A 21,012-nucleotide genomic window follows, 5' to 3' on the forward strand; every position below is an offset into this window, starting at 1 on the left:
AACAGAAACACAAAAATAAGGCTGGGGCAAAACAAAATAATCTGAAGGTTTGAATGTTGGGTAAGTATTAACCGTCGCTGCGGAAAAATATTCGCTTTCCGGGGCGGCTGATAGAAAAATCCGAACTGATTCAAAATCTATCTAAAGGAACTTGAATCATCGTTCGGATTTTTCTATGCCTTAAGTACGATTGTCCAGCTTTTATTTTTACAATAATTCCGGGTTTTTACCATAAGATTCAAGGACCTCATGGTAAAAGGGGTCGTCCCCGATACAGTAAATCCGGTCGCATACTTGCATGATTTCATCCATATCGTGTGACGTGTATATTATCATTTTATCTTGTGCTTTTGCCAGACTGGATAAATAAGAACCAATTTCTTTGCGGGATTTCAAGTCAATACCTGCAGTCGGTTCGTCCAGAAGAAGCAGGTCAGGGTCATGGATCAGGCTGACAGCGATATTCAATTTGCGTTTCATGCCGCCGGATAAATTTTTAACGGTATCGTTCCACTTGTTCAGTTTCATGTCGCTGCACAGCTGCCTGAGTTCTTCATTGGTTTTATCGTTCCAGGAAAGTTTTTCGAAAAAAATCATATTCTCTTTTACAGTGAATTCCTCCCACAATGCAATATCCTGTGATACAAATCCGATTCGTTTGCGGATTTTCTTAATGCTGGTTTGGTAGGAATGATTATTTAACATGACAGTACCGGATGTCGGATTGGATAAAGTTGCTAGAATATGCAGCAAAGTTGATTTGCCTGCCCCGTTTTCCCCGACAAGTCCAATTACTTCGCCGGGCTTTACCGAAAACGACAGGTTCTTCAATATCTGCTTCCTGCCATATGCTTTTGAAAGTGACTGGACATCAAGCATGATATTGCTCCTTTCTGAAAAACCACAATACAGATGATAACACAACAGCAGCCGTCCATAAGCTGAGGTAGTCACCTGAAAGCAGCGGATTGAGGGGGTTTATTGCATCGAACCACTTCCAATTGGCTGCGATTGCCGATGGAAGCAAAGCGCCACTGCAGACGCCAACGACTAATGCAAGTGCAAACGACATCGTGTAATAATAAAACGGACTGTTAAACATATTGGCAAACAGGAATGCCGCCATGCTGAGTAACACTTGGAAAGATAAAAGGTTCGCGGGACTGATCCATTCTCCAAATATAAAATACAATGAACCGGCTGCTAATAGATTGATGATCCACAACACAACTGTATAAAGAACAAGATTTTGCAGTAAATATGATTTTAGTGACCAGCGGGAAAATGCCAGGCGCATAATTGCTTTCGATTGTTTTTCCTTAATAACCCAATCAAACACGAGCAGTGTTGATAAAAGGCTGAATATTCCCCATAAGTTCCATACCGGAAACAATCGCGGGTTATCATTAACCGTTTCTGGTGTCCCCTGGAACGTTAATGCTGTATTGAGAAGATTTTCTTCCTGCTGTATTTCTTTACTCTTAGCTTTGATTTCTTCAAGCGTCCATTCTTCTTGTCCATTATATTGCTGTTCAAGATTTTTGACAGCATATGCAGCTTTTGTTCTTCCGGTTTCCTGCTGAACATGTGAGATAATCATCTCCTTAACAGGCAGGTAGGCAAACGACACATCGGACTCATAGCCGGTGATCAGTCCGGATCGGTTATCCTGTTCAATGTTTTGTTCAAAGCCCCCGTGAATCACGAACACACTGTCGAGATCTTGTTTCTCCAATTCCTGTAATGCTTCGTTTTCAGAAAGAAGCTGCAACCTCACATACGGTGCCGATTTTATTTCTGCCACTAATTCTTCCGCTGCGTCAGTCTGTTCTTTCAGGACAATACCGACAGGCACTTTAGCATCTTCCTGCAGTGTATCGATAACCATCGTGATGCTGACCGTGGCAATAAGCGGAAACAAAAGCCAGAATACAAGGCTGATCCACTGTTTCTTCCAATGCATCAAGCGTGTCGCGATAATCTGTTTCACCTAAGAACACGCTCCTTCCAGACGGAGGTGCCGATTAACACCAAGGCAGCTGCCGCCAGCATGATTGTCAGTGGTATATAATCCGCGTAAAGCCTGCCATTTAATAAGATCTCCTGCAGCCAGCGATAACCTTCACTCGCGAAAAAATATGGCAGCAAATTCTGTATATATAACGGAAAATATAACGTTGGTATAATAGCTCCGCTCGCCGCCAAGACAATCAGTGTCAACAATGATTGCATCAGCAGACGTATTTTCTGTCCTGTAAAAATCGTTTCCAGAATGGCCAGGACGCTCAAGTATATTAAACTGTACAATCCGGTTATCAGAGCGATTCGAACAAAATCTTCACTATATAATGGAATCGTCATTAATGAGACACATAGGTACAGGAAAGTCCCGGCAAAGACGGCTGCGAGTATGAATGATGTTGTTATTTTGGCTATCAGCTGCTGAAGAAGTGTAACACCATATAATCGCATTCTTCTTTGCAAACGCATTTGCTCATCATTCGTAAAAAATGAATAGAATGCCAATAGCCAGATTGTAAGGATCATAAACCAGCCAGCCAGACTGTAATAATGTACAGGTGAACTGGTAGCATTGTTGCTGATTTTTTCCTCATCCACTATTTTGTCTTTTCCCGCAGTATAAACAAGAAAGTTATTAAATTGCTGCAGCACCATGTCCTGGCGTGTGTCACTGTCAATGGATAATTGCTTCGAATAATAATTCACCGTTAAAATATTCGCCTGTGATGTACGAATATGTCTGGCTATGCTGTCCAGCAATTCCTTTACAAGATGGCTTTCTGTTCGTTTCCCGGGATTGCCTGTGATGGCGAGGGTGATAGAATCGCCGCTGTACAAACTTTCTGTAAAACCTTCCGGAAAGCTGATATAAGCGCTTAATTGACCGTTTATGCGGTCCTTAGCTTCAGACTCAGTCAGGGCTTCCATTTTGATAAAGCTGCCTAATTGTGATGACTCTTCAATTAAGTTAATGACCGTTTTTGTTTCCTGTGATTTGTCGAGGTCCACTAATCCGACACGAATTGGTTCGTTTTCATCGGGCAGAAAGATCGCTATGGCAATAACGGCAATAAGCACTACGAGTATAACAGGAAACAGCAAAAGCAGAGGAAGTGATCGCCACTTCCTCTGCAGTTTCTTCAGATTGCTGTGTATAAACAGTAAGTAGTGTTTTACAAAAGTCATACCGGCACTTCCTTAGTTAAAAACTGTTCATGCTGCCACCGCCGGGAACCCCCATTGTCTCCATCAGCCACTGCTGGAATTTGCCGGCTACCTCTGTCTGGAAGTATCTTTGCAATTCCTGTGCAGACATGTCTCCCAGATTTTTCACGTTGGAATCATCTGGCTGCTCCACCTCTTTAATTGTTTTGGCGTCGTTCTTGATGTTCAGGCTGACAATATCTTGCGGCAGGTCAGGCAGTTCTACGGTGAATGTATGATCTGCGCTTTTTTGGTCATTCTTATAAGTTGCCTCACCACTCCAATTCAGGCTGCCGGATCCGTTTGGTTCAGGTGCAGAGAATGAAAAAGTCCGTTCAAACTCTCTTGTTCCATCTTCAAGTGTTGATTCACCGTTGTAGGAAAGTTCGAATTCTTCGCCAGCAATTGTGATGGAGTCTTCTAGATTATTATCCTGATTTGATAGATTAATATCAATTGTTGCTGACGAGGCGTCCCCAGAAAATTCGTAAGCCAGGTTTTGTTCCGAATCATTCAGCAATTGATCGCCGGTAATCGATAGTGTGGAAACCTCCTCATCTTTTGGAGCCATACCGATTGAAAAATCACGTTTAACAATCAGATTGTCCTTGACCCAAATGACAGATGACAAACCATCGGGAATTTGAAAATCTGCCAATTCATTTAATGCTTCATCAATCGATTTCTCGTAATCTTTCATAGCACTACTTACTTCATTTTCCATTTCAGCAGGGAGTGACCCTGAGGTAAAGATGCCAAATTGGTTTCTGATTTGCTTTTCAACGATTTCTTTTAAGCGATCATCATCTTTAGCTTTTTCTAGGACGGTTTGGATCATTTCTTTAAATTGCTCTTCTGAAAGGCTGAACGTTATTTTTTCAGCATCAACCGATTCGTCCTGGACAGTAACGGTTTCATTTTCTGATTTGAAGGCGTCGTCAGGCAATTCGTTGTAGATCATCATAAGATACTCATCTGTTAAATATTCCTTATCTTCTTCAGACAGCAAACCATCCACTTGTTTAAATAATGCTTCAAAATCAATCTCTGCACCTTTAAATGCCGGGTCGGCTTCCTGTAGCAGTCGACTCAATTCACTATCCTGAATTGTCAAGACTTCCTCGAGAAAAGGGAGCTGCAGGAAGGCATTATCGCCACCCATGAATAGTTTGATATCTTTCATTTCGACTCCGGCAAAGTTTACTTGCAAGTCAGTTGCGAGCCGGTTTTCATCCGGGTTGAATTGCGAAGTCATTGTTAAAGTAGAATTGTTGATTACCTGTCCCGGACTCATTCCCATTCCGCCGGTTGGAGGCCCATTATATTTAGCGGATAATTCCACCGTATTTTCAGTTGGATTTTCCCTCGTACTTTCTGCCCAATCAAATTCCGGCTGATAGCGTTCTTCCACCTTCTCTCCCAAAAACTCTACGGTGTTCTTTTCTGCTTTAAAATATTCCGCCTTTGGTGAGCTGGTAATAAGCACAAATGCTGCTGCACTTCCGCCCACGATTAAAACAGCCGCCACAATAATGGCAATGACTTTTTTAGAAATCCCCTTTTTGTTTTGTTCATTTTCTTCCATTCTGCTAATCTCCTTTCTGAGTCCTTATAAAATAATATGTATTATGAAGACCTCGTCTTAATACAATAGTTCTATTATATATCATTATTCAAAATTTTGCTCATTATTGCTGGAAATTGTTGAAAAAAATAGGACAAAGGCTCTGAACCTTTGTCCGGATTATTGATTAGCTTGTTTAACACCTTGTTCTAATGCTTCAACCATCTCTTGCTTGTCCTCTTCATCAGATTGCTTCCAAATGAGTTCAAAGAGTACTCCCAGACCGGGGAGCATTTTCTCTTCACCGTCCTGAATGGCATCGGAGATTGTAGCTTCCAGCTGTTCCTGGTTATTTTCCGAAATATTGGACAGAATGGCTTTTCGTAAATTAAGATCCATGAAACCACCTCTTCAGATTGTTTAAACTAACGATAGTTTGACCTGTTGAGGACAAAATATGTATGATTAAAGAAAAAATGTCGAAATGGGATGAATATGATGATAACATCGCTTCAAAGTGAGAAAGTCAAAGAATGGGCGAAACTGCAAAGGCGGAAAGGACGCAGACAATCTGGCACGTTTTTGGCTGAAGGATTCCATTTGGTTGAAGAAGCCTATAATAGTAATTGGGAGATAGCTGAAATTATTGTAGAGGACGGACTTGATTATTCAGGCTGGCGCGATCATTTCTCCGCTGTAACTGTCAGCAGAAAGGTGCTGCAGCATATCACCCGGACCGAGACGCCACAGGGAATTGCTGCAGTCGTCAAAATGAAGGAACCAAAGGAATTTGCCGGTGATACAGTACTGTTAATCGACTCATTGCAGGATCCGGGTAATTTGGGCACGATTATTCGAACGGCGGATGCGGCGGGATTCGATATGGTCTTGCTCGGCAAAGGCACGGTAGACCTGTACAATGATAAAGTGATTCGCGCAACACAGGGATCGTTATTTCATTTACCTATTTTACAGACAAATTTGCTAGAAAAAATACCTGAGTTGAAGCGTAATGGCTTTACGGTATTGGCATCAGCGCTTACAGACGCTGTTTCGTTTAAAGAAATGAAGGCAGATGACAAGACCGCCTTAATCGTAGGAAACGAGGGGGCGGGGGTTCAGAACGAGCTTATTGAATCAGCGGATCAAACTGTTAAAATCCCGATATTCGGACAGGCGGAATCACTGAACGTCAGTGTTGCAGCAGGAATATTAATGTATCATCTTAAAGAATAGTTTGCATATTGCTTATATATTTTTTATAATAGAAGATATTTGATTTAACGACATTTTAAAAGCTTGGAAAGAGACGTGCGGTAATAGCCTGTACAGTGAACAGGGAAGAGGTGTCACGGACTGAAAGCACCTCCACTGTACATTTACTGCAATTTCACTCTGGAGCTGGCACTTGGACCTTAATATGAGTAAAGGTGCCCCGGATGTTAATCCGTTATCACGATGAAGTTGGACACAACACAGTTGTGTCAACAAGGGTGGTACCGCGAAAATAGCCTTCGTCCCTTTAGTGGGATGAGGGCTTTTTTTAATGGATAAAAGAGAGGGAGGCATAGTTATGAAAGAGCAGCTGGAAACGATTCGCCAGGAAGCGATAGCTGAAGTAAAAGAAGCACAAAGTTTAAAAAACCTTCAGGATATAAAAGTAACCTATCTGGGCAAGAAGGGGTCCTTAACAAGTGTATTGCGCGGTATGGGCAAACTGTCCAAAGAGGAACGCCCTATTGTTGGTGAGATTGCCAACAATGTACGCGAAGCCATCACGAAGGAAATTGATGAGAAAACGGAAATACTTGAAAATAAAGCAATGGAAGAAAAATTGGAAAAAGAATCTATTGATGTGACGCTGCCTGGCCGTCCGGTCCAAGTAGGCGGTCCTCATCTGCTTACCAGTATTATCGAAGAAATTGAGGATTTATTCATTGGAATGGGTTATGAGGTGCGAGAAGGCCCGGAAGTCGAAACTGATTATTATAATTTTGAAGCGCTGAATCTGCCTAAAGATCACCCGGCACGCGACATGCAGGACACATTTTATATTACAAATGAGCTTTTGCTTAGGACCCACACGTCGCCGGTGCAGGCAAGGACGATGCAACAGTACGGCGGCATGCAGCCGGTAAAAATGATCTGTCCAGGTAAAGTCTACCGCCGGGATACGGATGATGCAACGCACTCACATCAGTTTACACAAATTGAAGGGCTTTACGTTGACGAGAATGTCCGTATGAGTGATTTAAAAGGAACGTTGAATCGTTTTGCGAAAAGTATTTTTGGTGAAGACAGGGAGATTCGCCTGCGCCCAAGCTTCTTTCCGTTCACTGAGCCGTCTGTTGAAATGGATATTTCGTGCAAGGTCTGCAAAGGTGAGGGCTGTTCTGTTTGTAAACATTCTGGCTGGATCGAAATCCTTGGCGGTGGAATGGTGCACCCGAATGTATTAGAAATGGCGGGGTATGACTCTGGGAAATATACAGGCTTCGCATTTGGTATGGGACCGGAGCGTATTGCCATGCTCAAATACGGAATTGATGATATTCGCAATTTCTATATAAATGATAAACGATTCCTTACCCAATACCATCATGCAAAAGGAGGGGCATTATAATGTTTGTATCACTAAACTGGCTGAAAAACTACGTCGATATCAGTTCAATCAGCTCTGAGGAACTGGCCGAAAAAATAACGAAGACCGGTATCGAAGTCGATGGCATTGAGTATATTGCTGAAAAAAGCAGTGATGTTGTTGTCGGGTACGTTGAGTTATGCGAACAGCATCCCAATGCTGATAAATTAAGCCTATGCCAGGTTGATGCCGGCGACCAACAATTGCGGATTGTCTGCGGTGCACCGAACATCAGACAGGGTCAGAAAGTGGCTGTGGCCAAACCCGGCGCCGTCCTCCCAAATAATTTTAAGATAAAAAAAGTTAAACTCCGCGGTGTTGAATCCAATGGTATGATTTGTTCACTGCAGGAGCTCGGAATAGACGAGAAATATGTACCGAAAGACATTTCTGAAGGCATTTTTGTCTTTCCAGATGATGTTACCGTTGGGGAGAGTGTCGAGCCGCTCCTTAATTTAAACGATGCTGTCCTGGAATTCGATTTGACGCCAAACCGTGCAGACGCTTTGAGCATGCTCGGTGTTGCATACGAGACAGCAGCTATTCTTAATCAGGAAGTGAAAACGCCGAATGAAGAGATCCATCCTACCAGCGAAAAGGCTATGGATTACATTTCAGTCAGCGTTGAAGACCCGGCGTTGAATCCTTATTACGGCGCCTTCATTGCCAAGGATATTGAGATTAAGCCGGCACCATTATGGATGCGCAATGCGCTGACTGCTGCCGGAGTACGTCCTATCAATAATGTGGTTGATATTACAAACTATGTTCTGCTCGAGTATGGCCAGCCGCTCCATGCTTTTGACTATGATCGGTTTGGCTCTGATCAGGTTGTCACACGGCGTGCAGGGCAAAATGAAAAAATGTTGACACTCGATGGTGAAGAAAGGACCCTGTCGGATGAGAATCTTGTCATTACTAATGGGAAAGAACCAGTGGCGCTTGCCGGTGTGATGGGTGGTTTAAATACGGAAGTAAGTGAAGATACAACAACTGTTTTACTTGAGGCTGCCTATTTTGCCCCGACTGCTGTAAGAAAAGCAGTAAGGGATACAGGGTTGCGCAGTGATTCGAGTACGCGATTTGAAAAAGGTGTCGATCCAAATCGGGTGGAAGAAGCCGGTTTTCGTGCGTGTCATTTACTTGAAAAATATGCAGGCGCAACCATCCTCGCTGGCCCTGTTTCATTTGATGAGCTTGACCGCAATGAAGACACAGTAAAAATGGATACGGATGAAATAAATAAGCGGCTAGGTACAGTGATCACAGAAGATGAAATTGTTTCAATTTTAAATAGGTTGCAGTTTTCATTTGAGCAGGATAATTCGAAATTTATTGTCCATGTTCCGACCCGGCGCGGCGATATTACGATTTTCGAGGATATGCTGGAAGAAATCGCGCGTATTTATGGATATGACAATCTGCCGTTCACACTTCCTCGAGGAGCTTCACAAACCGGCGGATTAACGGACAAACAGCAATTGAAACGCGAGGTTAAAAACTACCTGGAGAGCACTGGGCTGATGGAGACAATCACTTATTCACTTACTGATGATGCGATGATTGATCGGCTGATCAGTCCGGAACTGGAGGAAAAACATCCAAATCCCGTTAAACTCGCAATGCCGATGAGCGAGGATCATAAATATCTGCGATTAAGCATCTTGCCTGAATTGCTGAAATCACTGGCACATAATCGTGCACGCACACAAACTGACATCCACTATTATGAGCTAGGGAATGTGTTTATTACTGATGAAAAAGCTATGACACGCCAACCCGAGGAAGAATTGCGCTTAGCGGGTGCGCTTACCGGACTTTGGGTCTCCCATCCATGGCAGCAGGAGAAAAAGCAGGTAGACTTTTATTTGGCTAAAGGGATTGTAGAGGGGCTCTTCGATTACCTGGATATTCCGGTCAGTTTTGAAAAGGCCAAATTGACTGACATGCATCCGGGCCGATGTGCCACGATTTCAATAAACGACCGGTTTGTCGGAGTCTTGGGGCAAGTGCATCCGACATTGGAAAAATCAATGAATCTAAAGGAAACGTATGTGTTTGACATTGACATGGAAGCTGTTCTGACAGCATATACCAACACACCTGGCTACAGGCCGATACCTAAATATCCGTCAGTCGAAAGAGATATTGCCTTCATTGTAGATGAAGATGTTCAGGCGGGTGATATTAAAGAGACGATTAAAGAAACCGGAGCTCCGCTGGTGAAAAATGTACAGGTTTTTGACGTCTATAAAGGTGAGAATTTACCTGAAGGCAAGAAATCAATTGCGTACAGTCTGCGTTATCAAGACCCGGAAAAAACGCTTAAAGATGTTGAGGTTGAACAATCCTATCAAGAAATTGTCGGTGCGGTTAATGAGAAGTTCAATGCATTTGTAAGATCATAATTTTGAAAAGGAGCAAGCACCCTGATCCGGTGCTTGCTCTTTCTTATCCAGCTAAAGTACGGTGGCTAAATGCCCCTCAATGCCCAATTCTGTTCAACTAACATACAGTGGGAAAACGCCTCACTGAATGAAGTTCCCTCTATAGACGGTTTAATGCCTTTTTGGTATTTGCAAAATGTGTTTTGGCATACGCGTCCAGCTCTTGCCGGCCTTTAGATTTGATGAGGCGGACAGCGGCCTGATCAACCTTTCCAGACGCCCCTTTTGGAAGTGTGAACCCTGCTGCTTTGGATAACTGGTCCATTTCTTTCAAAAAGCTGGTCCTGGCAATAATGGAAGCAGCGGCTACTGAAATGGAATAACTTTCCGCTTTTGTCATGAAATATGTTCTGGCATGCAGTTGTTCATTTTCAGCTGAAATATGGCGTTTATAGACTGCCGGCTCACAGAACTGGTCTATTAATATGCCTTCTGATACAGCAGAATTTATTTTGCCTTTGACATTTGAAATCGCATGATGATGAAGCATTGCTTTCATCTTCCCTTGTGACCAGCCGCGTTTTTGCAGTTTGTTATACTTTTCATTTCGCAGCACTAAAAGGGAATAGGGCATATCAAGCGTCAAAATATTTTCTGCTATTTGACGGATTGAATTATCAGAAAGGTTTTTGGAATCTTTTACACCCAGTTCTTTCAGCAGTGTAATTTGGTCTTCTTTGACAAAAACGGCTGCTGTGGTTATAGGACCGAAAAAATCACCCGTTCCTGCTTCATCGGAACCGATATGACTGCCGGTTAAAAGTGCCTCCGGCGGGGCGAATGAATTTTTCTTTTCAGTTTTTTTCGGCTTTTTCGGGGTTGCTTGCTTTCCGTCAGTCCACTTTTCTGCCTCAGCTTCGGGGTGGCTCCCCTGGAATAATACTTTTCCGGATTTATAGGCGGTGATAACTGCATTTGGTGTTTTGGCGCGGAAAACAGCCCCTTGAGGAGTTGCTTGCAGCGTTTTTGTATAATATCTTTTCATTGTTTCAATTGTTTCAGGCGACAGTTTATGTACTTGTTGTGGCATACTGATCCTCCAGTCAACGAACTAGATAAACTATAGCAAATCAGGAGTTATAATGGCAACAATCTGTTTTGGATTTCCCGATTGCTAGTCTTTGTGTTACTATATAGTGGACTATTTTAAACGGTAGAAACTCAATAGTTATTACTGATTTTTAACTTAAGGCAAACAGTTTTTCCCGAAAAAATACAGGAGGGTGTCGCGTGTGGCACAAAATGATAAAACACGGATAACAGTTGAGATATATAATAAGAACTACACGATTGTCGGAGAAGAAGATTCAAACCATGTCAATCTGGTAGCCAGTCAGGTCGATCAGAAAATGCGTGACATTCATAGTGCGAATCAGCAGCTGACAACGGCTGAATTGGCTGTATTAACTGCGGTTAATACAATGAATGATTACATGAAATTGAAGGAAGAGTATGCAGCACTGATTGGATCACAAAATAAAAAAAAGGATAAATAGCAGATGATAGACTTTATTTTAATCATATTACTAATTTTTGGCTTTTTCATCGGCCTGAAACGAGGGTTTATTTTACAGGTTTTCCATTTGACTGGATTTATTGCCGCCTTCATTGTTGCCGCTTTATACTACGATAAACTGGCACCTCAGCTGGCGTTATGGATACCATACCCCGAATTGGATGATAGCAGTGCATGGGCGGATTTTTTGCAAGCTATCCCCCTTGAAGGTACTTTTTACAGTGCGATAGCGTTTGCCATTATCTTTTTCGCTGTGAAGATACTTCTTCAGATACTTGCCTCGATGCTTGATTTTGTCGCTGAATTGCCGATCTTGCATTTACTTAATAGAATACTCGGGTCCATTCTAGGCTTTGTCGAGGTATATTTAATATTATTTATCGTGTTATATATATTGGCATTGACACCATTAGCTGTAATTCAATCATGGATCAATGATTCATTTATAGCATTGTTTATTATTGAGCATACCCCCGTTTTATCCGAACAGATTAAAGCGTTATGGTCGACCGGCATGGATGAATTAATTAACGCCGATTGACGTGACATGGCTGGTTCATAGGCAGTACGGTTGTATGTTTCGTACAATGCATATAGCCCGGGGCATGAATCGGTCTTTTTTCGTGTTGAGGCAGATATGCTTTTTTTTGGAAAAAGCGTCCCCTGAATAAAGCTTTTATACTATACTGAAACAGGTGGTTAATAATGGCCGTGAATAAAAAAGATGTGATTAAATTGTTGGAAAAAATAGCTGTTTACTTGGAGCTGAAAGGGGAAAATCCCTGCAAAATATCGGCTTACCGAAAAGCTTCCCAGGCACTGGAACGGGATGATCGATCGATTGCAGCTATCGATGATTTCACTAAAATCAAGGGAATTGGCAATGGGACGGCTTCTGTCATCACAGAATATATCCAACACGAATCTTCGGAGACACTCAGTCAGCTGGAAAATGAAATTCCGGCAGGGTTAATCCCGCTTCTGGACTTGCCCGGACTGGGCGGTAAAAAACTGGCCAAGCTTTATCAGGAGCTTAATATCACGGATGCTGACTCACTTAAAAAGGCGTGTGAAAAGAAAGAAGTTGAGCAACTTGAAGGCTTCGGAAAAAAATCAGCTGAAAAAATCCTGACGGCACTGGCGGAAGCAAATGAACGCCCCGAGCGCTTACCGATTGCAACCATGTTGCCGCTTGCCGAGGAAATTGAAGATTACTTGGAAACAATACCGGAGATCCAGGACTATTCGCGTGCCGGAAGTCTGAGAAGAATGCGTGAGACGGTTAAGGATATTGATTATATTATTGCATCTGACAATCCTTCAGCGGTTCGTGACCGTCTGCTTGAGTTGGAAAGGGTAAAAGAAGTGATTGCACAGGGGGAAACAAAAGTATCGGTCACTCTGGAAGATGTCTATGATATAAACGTGGACTTCAGGATAGTTGAACCGGTTGAATTTGCCTCGACATTGCATCATTTCACCGGATCAAAGGATCATAATGTCGCAATGCGGCAGCTAGCCAAGTCAAAAGGTGAGAAAATTAACGAATATGGTGTTGAGGTTGAGGAGACTGGTGAGACGCTGACATTTAAGAGTGAACGGGAATTTTTTGATCACTTTGACTTACATTATATCCCGCCGGAAGTACGGGAAAACACCGGTGAAGTCGAGACCTATCGCGAGCCGGTTCCCTTAGTTGAGTTAGAAGATATCCGGGGTGATTTGCATATGCATACGACCTGGAGTGACGGCGGACAATCATTGGAAGAGATGGTGAACCAGGCTCGTTTGAAAAAATACGATTATATCACCATTACAGATCATTCCAAGTATTTACGCGTTGCAAACGGGTTAAATGAAACCAGATTGCGGAAACAGCGTGATGCAATTGCTGAATTAAATGAAAAATATCATGACATACACATTTTTGCCGGTGTTGAAATGGATATTCTGCCTGATGGGTCACTTGATTTCAGCGATGAATTTTTGCAGGAGATGGATTTTGTAATTGGTGCGATTCATTCAAGCTTTAATCAGTCACGGGAAAAAATCATGCAACGGCTGAATGCTGCACTTGATAATCCGTATGTCTCGTTGATTGCCCACCCGACCGGTAGACTAATCGGGCGGCGTGAAGGCTATAGAGCCGACGTTGAGCAGTTGATCGAACGTGCCAAAGCAACTGATACAGCACTGGAAATCAATGCGAATCCAAACAGACTTGATCTTTCCAGTGAATGGGTACAGAAAGCACAGGAAGCGGGTGTTAAGCTTGCCATTAATACAGATGCCCACGATTATTTTATGCTTGAGCATATGAAGTATGGCGTTGGCACTGCGCGAAAAGGCTGGATAAGAAAAGACACAGTTTTAAATACCTGGTCCAAACAGAAACTTATGGACTTTATGAATCGTACAAGAAAATGATACGTATGAAATTGCGATGATCACAGAGTGCTTGGAGCCACATGAAGGAGATAATCCTGATGAACGAACGAATACTTAAGGCATTGGAATTCAACAAGATAATAGAACAATTAAAAAGCCAGGCGGAAACGTCGGTCGGAAAAGAATTGGCTTCACAGCTTAAGCCTTCCTCGGATGCAGCCGATGTAAGGGAAATGCAGGCTGAAACTGATGAAGCAAGTCAAATTCTTCGGCTAAATCTGACCATTCCGCTGGGCGGGGTAGCCGACATCCGTGCTGCTGTTAAGCGAAGTGTGATTGGCGGCGTTCTGACAGCCGGTGAATGTCTTGATGTTGCCAGCACCTTATACGGGGGGCGTCAGGCTAAAAACTTTTTAGGAAAAATGGAAGAAGATTTGCCGATTTTAAAGGGTCTTGCGGAAAAAATCATATCGTTGCGCAAACTGGAAACAGACATCAACAGCTGTATTGATGACAGAGGCAATGTCATGGATAGTGCGTCTGTTAAATTACGGAGTATCCGTTCTTCCATCCGAACTTACGAAAGCAGGGTGCGCGATAAACTGGACAGCTATACGAAATCGCAAAGCAAGATGTTATCGGATGCCATCATCACGATCCGCAATGACCGTTATGTTCTTCCGGTGAAACAGGAGTATCGCGGGGCTATCGGCGGAATCGTCCATGATCAGTCAGCTTCAGGTGCGACACTGTTTATGGAACCAAAGGCAGTCGTTGATTTGAATAACCAGCTCCAGGAAGCAAAAGTAAACGAAAAGAAGGAAATTGAACGGATTCTTCGCGAATTGAGTGGAAAAATTGCTGATGATGAAGCGATTCTTACCGAGAATGTTACCGTTTTGGCCAAAATTGATTTCATTACAGCGAGAGCAAAACTGGGCAGAGGAATGAAAGCTGCCATGCCTGCTATCAATGATAATGGCATTATCAATGTCAAACAGGCGCGCCACCCGCTGATCCCTGATGACGAGGTTGTCTCCAATGATGTTGTCCTCGGGAAGGATTATACATCAATCGTTATAACCGGGCCTAACACAGGCGGTAAAACCGTTACTTTGAAAATGATCGGGTTGTTTACACTAATGGCCCAATCCGGGTTGCAAATTCCTGCTGCTGATGGATGTGAAATGGCAGTTTTTGACGACGTTTTTGCTGATATCGGTGATGAACAGTCGATCGAGCAAAATTTAAGTACTTTCTCCTCGCACATGATCAATATCGTTTCGATATTAAGCGGGATAGATGATAAATCCCTGGTTTTATTTGATGAACTTGGTGCGGGCACAGATCCTCAGGAAGGTGCTGCACTTGCCATGTCCATTCTGGATGATGTCGTGTCCCGCGGTGCTCGAGTTGTGGCGACAACACATTATCCGGAATTAAAAGCTTATGGCTTTAATCGTGACAATGTTATCAATGCGTCAGTCGAATTCGATGTGGAAACATTACAGCCTACTTACCGGTTATTGATTGGTGTGCCCGGCAGAAGTAACGCTTTTGAAATAGCAGGACGGCTTGGGCTTGCTCAATCGATTATCGACCGGGCGAAAAATCAGGTTGGTGTGAATTCCGAAAGTGTTGAGAATATGATTGCTTCACTCGAGCAGTCCCGGCGTCAGGCCGAAGCCGATTACGAGGAAGCACACGAGATCTTGCAGGAAAGTGAAGAGTTGCGCAACGATCTCATAAAAGCATGGCAGCAGTACGAAAATAAACGGGAAGACTTATATAAAAAAGCAGAGGAAAAAGCTGACAAGGCATTACAGAAAGCCCGAGATGAAGCGGAAACGATCGTAGATGAAATACGTCATATGAAAACCGATGCCCAATTAAAAGAACATGAATGGATTGAAGCCCGAAAGATGCTTGAAGAAGCGCAGCCGAAACTGTCTTCCAAAAAAGCGAATAAACCCAAACAACAACCAAATACTGCAAAGGAATTTAAACCTGGTGATGAAATTAAGTTACTGTCTGCGAATCAGCAGGGAACCATTCTTGAAAAACTGAATGAGAATGAATATTTAATTCAAGTTGGCATCATGAAAGTGCAAGTGAAGCGCAGTGAAATACAGCTTATCAAACATAAAAGCTCTGTAACCGAAAAACCGCTCGCGACAGTTAAGGGCTCAAGCTTCCATGTTAAAACTGAACTGGATCTGCGCGGCGAGCGTTTCGAGGATGCAATGGGGGATTTGGAAAAATATATTGATGACGCATTACTTGCCGGATACCCAAAAGTTTTCATCATACACGGTAAAGGAACCGGCGCACTTCGCAAGGGTGTAAAGGAATTCGCAAAAAAGCACACCCGCATCGCGTCAGAGAGGCCGGGATCAACAGGTGAAGGCGGCAGTGGTGTAACAGTTCTTGAATTAAAGTAATCGGTAAAGGGGTTCATTTATAATGGCTGGTTTTTGGGAAAATATTTTTGTGGAGACTGCTGCAAGGTACAGTGTTGTCATCCTATGTACCATCGTGTTTTTGGCCATATTTGAATTCGTTACATCATACCGTAACTGGCAGGAGATCAAAAAAGGCAATTTGGCAGTGGCTATGGCAACCGGAGGGAAAATTTTTGGTATCGCAACGGTTTTCCGGTATTCCATTGAGCATAATGATACGCTAATCGAGAGTATCGGGTGGGGTGCCTTTGGGTTTGTCTTGATGCTGTTCGGTTATATCATCTTTGAATTTATGACACCATCCATTAATACGGATGAGGAAATCGGGAACGGGAATAAGGCAGTTGGACTCATATCAATGCTTATTTCCGTTGGTTTATCATTCGTCATCGGAGCGAGTATTGGAGGAGATTAAACTGTTTCTGGATAAGCTGGCAAAATGGATGTTCATCGTAGCTGTAATATTTATGATTGTCGGGGTTGTCTATTTCCTTTAGAGAAGTTGTTCAAAAAGTCCGGTAAAAATGACACATCGAATTTCGTCGTTGGCTTGTTTCTCCGCTACTCACGTATCTAAATGCCATACATTCCGTTGCTCGAAACTGCGCCGCCTCGAACTTCTTGGTCCTTTTTAACTTCCTTTTGAATAAACTCTTAGAAAAAATTTAGAAAATGAGTGATTAAAGTTTCAAAAAACACTTATTTCTTTGTATAATAGAGATAACCATATTCTCAAAGGAGGAATTTCATTGGGGGAAGAAAAGAGCTGGCATGCCCATTATCCTGACGAGATCCCGACAACCATAGCATATGATGAGAAGCCGCTTGATTCCTTTTTGGCATCAACGGCTGAGCATTTCCCGAAAAAGAAAGCGCTTCATTTTATGGGGAAGGAAATGACATTTGCAGATGTCTATTCCGAAGCAAGAAAGCTGGCAGCTTATTTCCAGTCTCTGGGTCTTGAAAAGGGAGACAGGGTCGCCATAATGCTTCCGAATAGTCCACAGGCTGTCGTCAGTTATTATGGGGCTTTACTTGCAGGGGGAATCGTTGTACAAACCAATCCGCTTTATAAAGAAAGGGAACTGGCGTTTCAGCTGAATGACTCGGGGGCAGCATTTATTGTTTGTCTGGACATATCGTTTCCGCGTGTCAGTAATGTACGTGCAAAGACATCATTAAAGCATACGATTGTAACAGGGATTAAAGATTATCTGCCTTTCCCTAAAAGTCTTGTCTATCCCTTTATTCAGAAGAAAGAATATAAAATGGTTGTGAAAGTGGAGCCGTCAGAGGACACACACGTATGGAGAACGTTTATGAATGAAGGGCCTGAAAGCTATACCCCGGTCGATATTGATGCCAAAGAGGATCTGGCATTGTTGCAGTATACCGGCGGGACAACCGGAAATCCTAAAGGTGTTATGCTGACTCATCACAACCTGGTTGCCAATGTTCAAATGTGTCAGAAATGGCTGTATAAATCAAAACCTGGTGATAAGGTGCTGGGAGTACTGCCGCTGTTTCACGTATATGGGATGACAGCTGTCATGAATATGTCTGTTGTGTATGGCTACGAAATGATTTTGATGCCGAAATTTAATGCAGAAGACGTGCTTAAAACAATCCAAAAGCAAAAGCCGACAATGTTTCCAGGTGCCCCAACGATATATGTCGGACTGTTAAGCCATCCGAACCTGAAAAAATATGACCTCTCTTCAATTGAAGCGTGCATAAGCGGGTCCGCCCCATTGCCAATAGAGGTGCAGGAACAGTTTGAGAAAGTCACCAATGGTAATGTCGTGGAAGGATACGGATTAACCGAATCATCTCCGGTGACACATGCAAATTTCATATGGGGCAAGCGGATTAATGGCAGTATAGGCGTACCTTGGCCTGACACTGATGCCAAAATCATTACCGAAACAGGTGATGAAGCAGAAATAGGCGAGATTGGTGAAATTGCCGTCAAAGGTCCACAGATTATGAAAGGTTACTGGAATAACAAGGAGGAAACGGACAACGTTCTTAAAGATGGCTGGCTATTCACCGGGGACATGGGTTACATGGATGAACATGGCTATTTTTACGTGGCCGATCGGAAAAAGAACGTGATCATTGCTGGTGGGTTTAATATTTATCCGCGGGAAGTTGAAGAAGTATTATACGAACACGAAGCAGTTCAGGAGGCTGTCGTAGCAGGTTTGCCAGACCCATATCGGGGGGAAACGGTTAAAGCGTATGTTGTGCTTAAAGACGGTTATAAAGTAACTGAGAACGAATTAAACGCCTATTGCCGGAACAATCTCGCAGCGTTTAAGGCACCGAAAATATATGAGTTCCGCGATGAACTGCCAAAGACAGCTGTCGGAAAAATTTTGCGCCGTAAGCTGACCGAAAAAGAAGATGAAGTGAATAAGAAGACTGTTTAACACATGAGTCTCCCTCTTTTTTAGTGGTTTTTTGAACAAGCTGTATATTGACAGATTCATATTATTTTTATAAACTAAAACATGAATGATTATTCATTCACTTTCAGGGGATACCGTGTTTGCTAAGGAGATAGAGATGAAAAAAAATAAACCAAAATACAACCAAATTATTGAGGCAGCCGTAGAAGTTATCGCAGAAAATGGATACCATGCTTCACAAGTATCTAAAATTGCTAAAAAAGCAGGTGTCGCTGATGGAACCATTTACCTTTACTTTAATAATAAAGAGGACATTCTAATATCTGTTTTTGAGGAAAAAATGGGTCAGTTTATTGAAAAAATCGCCCACGCCATCAGCAACATGAATAATGCTGAGGAGAAACTTTTAAAGCTGATTGAAATGCATTTCCACCAGCTTTCCGAAGATCATCACTTGGCTATTGTGACTCAGCTGGAATTAAGACAATCCAATACAGATCTAAGGCTGAAAATTAATTCGATTTTAAAACCCTATTTAACCGTTATTGATGATATAATCATAGAGGGGACCAGGACAAACATGTTTCGGGATGATCTGAATGTTCTCCTCATCAGACAGATGATTTTTGGTACTCTGGATGAAATTGTGACGAACTGGGTCATGAAAGAACAGAAATATGATCTTGTCCGGAAGGCTCCGGAAGTTCATGCATTCATCATTAACGGACTTTCAGTACAAAGTAAATAAAGGGGGGATTGATATGACGACAATTGCGTACGAAGTGAAAAATAACGTAGCGGTGCTGACGATACAAAGTCCACCGGCAAACGCATTATCCAGTGGTTTGTTAGATGATTTAGGCAACCGCCTTGACGAAATTGAAAACGATAACACGGCTAAAGCTGTTGTTCTGAATGGGGAAGGGAAATTCTTTTCTGCAGGAGCAGATATAAAAGAATTTACGGCATTGCAAAGTGACTCTGATTATGAATCTTTATCCGAAAAAGGTCATCAGCTGTTTGAAAGAATCGAGCATTTCAAAATACCGGTCATTGCTGCCATTCACGGCGCCGCTTTAGGAGGCGGGCTTGAGCTGGCGATGGCCTGTCACATCCGAATAGCTGGTGAAAACGCCAAACTCGGTCTGCCCGAGTTGACGCTGGGGATCATCCCGGGTTTTGCCGGAACACAGCGCCTGCCAGGTTATGTTGGTACAGCAAAAGCGTATGAAATGATACTAACCGGTCAGCCGATCACAGGAAAAGAAGCAAAAGAATCGGGGCTGGCAAATCAGGTTGTTCAGGATGAAGAAGTATTTGAGAAATCACACGAACTTGCCCAGTCGATTGCCGGTAAGAGCAGATTGTCGGTTGAAGCGGTTATGGGGCTGATTCCTTATGCGAAATCTGAACAATTTGCCAAAGGCGTGCAGGAAGAAGCTAAAGCATTCGCGAAAGTATTCGGAACAGAAGATGCTTCAGAAGGCATTCAGGCTTTTATCGAAAAGCGTAAACCGAATTTTCGTGATAAATAGATTGATAGGGATAAGGAGGAAAAATATGAACATCTACGTATTGCTGAAAAGAACGTTTGATACAGAAGAGAAGATTATCGTATCTGACGGACGAATTGAAGATGAGAGTGCTGAATATATTATCAATCCATATGATGAGTATGCAGTGGAAGAGGCGATTAAGCAGCGGGACGAACACGGAGGAGAAGTGACGGTTATCACTGTAGGTGATGAAGAGTCTGAAAAACAGCTGCGCACGGCACTTGCTATGGGCGCTGATAAGGCTGTGCTGATCAACACGGAAGACGATGTCGAGGACGGGGATCAGTTCACCACAGCCCAAATCCTGCATGCATACTTTGAAGATAAAGAAGCTGACCTTATCCTGGGAGGAAACGTAGCCATCGATGAAGCAAGTGGTCAGGTTGGTCCAAGACTCGCTGAAAGTCTGGGGATCAATTATGTGACGACCATCACGGCACTTGAGATTGATAGCGATACAGCTAAGATCGATAAAGACGTTGAAGGTGATGTTGAGAAAATCGAAACAAGCCTTCCGTTGCTCGTAACTTGTCAGCAAGGTCTGAACGAGCCGAGATATCCATCACTTCCGGGAATTATGAAAGCTAAGAAAAAACCGCTGGAAGAACTGGAACTCGATGATTTGGATCTTGATGAAGATGATGTCGAAGCAAAAACTGAAACAATTGACGTATTTCTGCCTCCGGAAAAAGAAGCAGGACGTGTTCTGGAAGGCGAGATTGATGATCAGGTGAAAGAATTGATCTCCCTGCTTAAAGATGACGCAAAAGTACTTTAAACATAACGGAGAGGAGAGGAAAAC

At 42.9% G+C, this 21,012-nt stretch carries 18 protein-coding genes; 12 read left to right on the forward strand and 6 right to left on the reverse strand.

All coding sequences use genetic code 11. The annotated features are described in order from the left end of the window. Positions 1–207 precede the first annotated feature (207 nt). The 5 genes from ON01_RS18100 to sspI all read right to left on the reverse strand — a co-directional run bounded on the left by ON01_RS18100 (position 208) and on the right by sspI (position 5,188). Positions 208–879, reverse strand: a complete 672-nt coding sequence (locus tag ON01_RS18100; protein ID WP_010532438.1) for an ABC transporter ATP-binding protein — start codon at positions 877–879, stop codon at positions 208–210. Beyond that, positions 872–1,990: an ABC transporter permease gene (locus ON01_RS18105; protein ID WP_010532439.1), complete on the reverse strand. Its 1,119-nt coding sequence runs from the start codon at positions 1,988–1,990 to the stop codon at positions 872–874. Before ON01_RS18105 ends, ON01_RS18100 begins: the two co-directional genes overlap by 8 nt. Continuing rightward, the gene (locus ON01_RS18110) at positions 1,987–3,207 is read right to left on the reverse strand and encodes an ABC transporter permease (protein ID WP_010532440.1); all 1,221 of its coding nucleotides are present in this window, start codon (positions 3,205–3,207) and stop codon (positions 1,987–1,989) included. The genes ON01_RS18105 and ON01_RS18110 overlap by 4 nt, the downstream gene beginning before the upstream one ends. A gap of 16 nt (positions 3,208–3,223) precedes the next feature. After that, positions 3,224–4,810 (reverse strand): flagellar basal body-associated FliL family protein, encoded by a 1,587-nt coding sequence (locus tag ON01_RS18115; RefSeq protein WP_010532441.1) that lies wholly within the window; start codon positions 4,808–4,810, stop codon positions 3,224–3,226. Positions 4,811–4,969: 159 nt separating this feature from the next. Further along, positions 4,970–5,188 (reverse strand): small acid-soluble spore protein SspI, encoded by a 219-nt coding sequence (gene sspI, locus ON01_RS18120; RefSeq protein ID WP_010532442.1) that lies wholly within the window; start codon positions 5,186–5,188, stop codon positions 4,970–4,972. Positions 5,189–5,287: 99 nt separating this feature from the next. Between sspI and ON01_RS18125 the strand changes: the two genes are divergently transcribed. The 3 genes from ON01_RS18125 to pheT all read left to right on the forward strand — a co-directional run bounded on the left by ON01_RS18125 (position 5,288) and on the right by pheT (position 9,838). Continuing rightward, on the forward strand, positions 5,288–6,025 hold the full coding sequence (locus tag ON01_RS18125; protein ID WP_010532443.1) for a TrmH family RNA methyltransferase: 738 nt from the start codon (positions 5,288–5,290) through the stop codon (positions 6,023–6,025). A 337-nt stretch (positions 6,026–6,362) separates the two neighbouring features. After that, positions 6,363–7,412 (forward strand): phenylalanine--tRNA ligase subunit alpha, encoded by a 1,050-nt coding sequence (gene pheS / locus ON01_RS18130; RefSeq protein WP_010532444.1) that lies wholly within the window; start codon positions 6,363–6,365, stop codon positions 7,410–7,412. Further along, a complete protein-coding gene (pheT, locus tag ON01_RS18135; protein ID WP_010532445.1) occupies positions 7,412–9,838 on the forward strand; it encodes a phenylalanine--tRNA ligase subunit beta in 2,427 nt (808 codons plus the stop codon). The genes pheS and pheT overlap by 1 nt, the downstream gene beginning before the upstream one ends. 139 nt (positions 9,839–9,977) lie before the next feature. On the opposite strand, the gene rnhC is transcribed toward pheT, so the two are convergent. Then, the gene (rnhC, locus tag ON01_RS18140) at positions 9,978–10,907 is read right to left on the reverse strand and encodes a ribonuclease HIII (RefSeq protein WP_010532446.1); all 930 of its coding nucleotides are present in this window, start codon (positions 10,905–10,907) and stop codon (positions 9,978–9,980) included. A gap of 202 nt (positions 10,908–11,109) precedes the next feature. On the opposite strand from rnhC, the gene zapA reads away from it, so the two are divergent. The 9 genes from zapA (at position 11,110) to ON01_RS18185 (ending at position 20,988) form a co-directional block, all read left to right on the forward strand. Further along, on the forward strand, positions 11,110–11,373 hold the full coding sequence (zapA, locus tag ON01_RS18145) for a cell division protein ZapA (RefSeq protein WP_010532447.1): 264 nt from the start codon (positions 11,110–11,112) through the stop codon (positions 11,371–11,373). A gap of 3 nt (positions 11,374–11,376) precedes the next feature. Beyond that, entirely contained in the window at positions 11,377–11,934 is a 558-nt protein-coding gene (locus ON01_RS18150; RefSeq protein ID WP_010532448.1) for a CvpA family protein, read from the forward strand. A gap of 164 nt (positions 11,935–12,098) precedes the next feature. After that, complete coding sequence (gene polX / locus ON01_RS18155; protein ID WP_010532449.1) at positions 12,099–13,820, forward strand: DNA polymerase/3'-5' exonuclease PolX; 1,722 nt, start codon at positions 12,099–12,101, stop codon at positions 13,818–13,820. A 59-nt stretch (positions 13,821–13,879) separates the two neighbouring features. Continuing rightward, positions 13,880–16,222: an endonuclease MutS2 gene (locus ON01_RS18160; protein WP_010532450.1), complete on the forward strand. Its 2,343-nt coding sequence runs from the start codon at positions 13,880–13,882 to the stop codon at positions 16,220–16,222. A gap of 22 nt (positions 16,223–16,244) precedes the next feature. Beyond that, complete coding sequence (locus ON01_RS18165) at positions 16,245–16,658, forward strand: DUF350 domain-containing protein (RefSeq protein WP_010532451.1); 414 nt, start codon at positions 16,245–16,247, stop codon at positions 16,656–16,658. A 334-nt stretch (positions 16,659–16,992) separates the two neighbouring features. Next, a complete protein-coding gene (locus ON01_RS18170) occupies positions 16,993–18,675 on the forward strand; it encodes a long-chain-fatty-acid--CoA ligase (RefSeq protein ID WP_010532452.1) in 1,683 nt (560 codons plus the stop codon). Positions 18,676–18,811: 136 nt separating this feature from the next. Beyond that, on the forward strand, positions 18,812–19,402 hold the full coding sequence (locus ON01_RS18175; RefSeq protein WP_010532453.1) for a fatty acid metabolism transcriptional regulator FadR: 591 nt from the start codon (positions 18,812–18,814) through the stop codon (positions 19,400–19,402). A gap of 13 nt (positions 19,403–19,415) precedes the next feature. Next, entirely contained in the window at positions 19,416–20,189 is a 774-nt protein-coding gene (locus ON01_RS18180; RefSeq protein WP_010532454.1) for an enoyl-CoA hydratase, read from the forward strand. A 25-nt stretch (positions 20,190–20,214) separates the two neighbouring features. Beyond that, positions 20,215–20,988: an electron transfer flavoprotein subunit beta/FixA family protein gene (locus ON01_RS18185; protein ID WP_010532455.1), complete on the forward strand. Its 774-nt coding sequence runs from the start codon at positions 20,215–20,217 to the stop codon at positions 20,986–20,988. Positions 20,989–21,012: the final 24 nt, after the last annotated feature.

It is taken from the genome of Lentibacillus jeotgali (genome assembly GCF_000224785.1).
Taxonomy (GTDB): Bacteria; Bacillota; Bacilli; order Bacillales; family Amphibacillaceae; genus Lentibacillus; species Lentibacillus jeotgali.

What these genes read in the sequence shown, in the direction of transcription:
- ON01_RS18100 (WP_010532438.1), bottom strand. Translation starts at nt 879, where the DNA reads ATGCTTGATGTCCAGTCACTTTCAAAAGCATATGGCAGGAAGCAGATA.
- ON01_RS18110 (WP_010532440.1), bottom strand. Translation starts at nt 3,207, where the DNA reads ATGACTTTTGTAAAACACTACTTACTGTTTATACACAGCAATCTGAAG.
- ON01_RS18115 (WP_010532441.1), bottom strand. Translation starts at nt 4,810, where the DNA reads ATGGAAGAAAATGAACAAAACAAAAAGGGGATTTCTAAAAAAGTCATT.
- sspI (WP_010532442.1), bottom strand. Translation starts at nt 5,188, where the DNA reads ATGGATCTTAATTTACGAAAAGCCATTCTGTCCAATATTTCGGAAAAT.
- ON01_RS18125 (WP_010532443.1), top strand. Translation starts at nt 5,288, where the DNA reads ATGATAACATCGCTTCAAAGTGAGAAAGTCAAAGAATGGGCGAAACTG.
- pheS (WP_010532444.1), top strand. Translation starts at nt 6,363, where the DNA reads ATGAAAGAGCAGCTGGAAACGATTCGCCAGGAAGCGATAGCTGAAGTA.
- pheT (WP_010532445.1), top strand. Translation starts at nt 7,412, where the DNA reads ATGTTTGTATCACTAAACTGGCTGAAAAACTACGTCGATATCAGTTCA.
- rnhC (WP_010532446.1), bottom strand. Translation starts at nt 10,907, where the DNA reads ATGCCACAACAAGTACATAAACTGTCGCCTGAAACAATTGAAACAATG.
- ON01_RS18150 (WP_010532448.1), top strand. Translation starts at nt 11,377, where the DNA reads ATGATAGACTTTATTTTAATCATATTACTAATTTTTGGCTTTTTCATC.
- polX (WP_010532449.1), top strand. Translation starts at nt 12,099, where the DNA reads ATGGCCGTGAATAAAAAAGATGTGATTAAATTGTTGGAAAAAATAGCT.
- ON01_RS18160 (WP_010532450.1), top strand. Translation starts at nt 13,880, where the DNA reads ATGAACGAACGAATACTTAAGGCATTGGAATTCAACAAGATAATAGAA.
- ON01_RS18165 (WP_010532451.1), top strand. Translation starts at nt 16,245, where the DNA reads ATGGCTGGTTTTTGGGAAAATATTTTTGTGGAGACTGCTGCAAGGTAC.
- ON01_RS18175 (WP_010532453.1), top strand. Translation starts at nt 18,812, where the DNA reads ATGAAAAAAAATAAACCAAAATACAACCAAATTATTGAGGCAGCCGTA.
- ON01_RS18180 (WP_010532454.1), top strand. Translation starts at nt 19,416, where the DNA reads ATGACGACAATTGCGTACGAAGTGAAAAATAACGTAGCGGTGCTGACG.
- ON01_RS18185 (WP_010532455.1), top strand. Translation starts at nt 20,215, where the DNA reads ATGAACATCTACGTATTGCTGAAAAGAACGTTTGATACAGAAGAGAAG.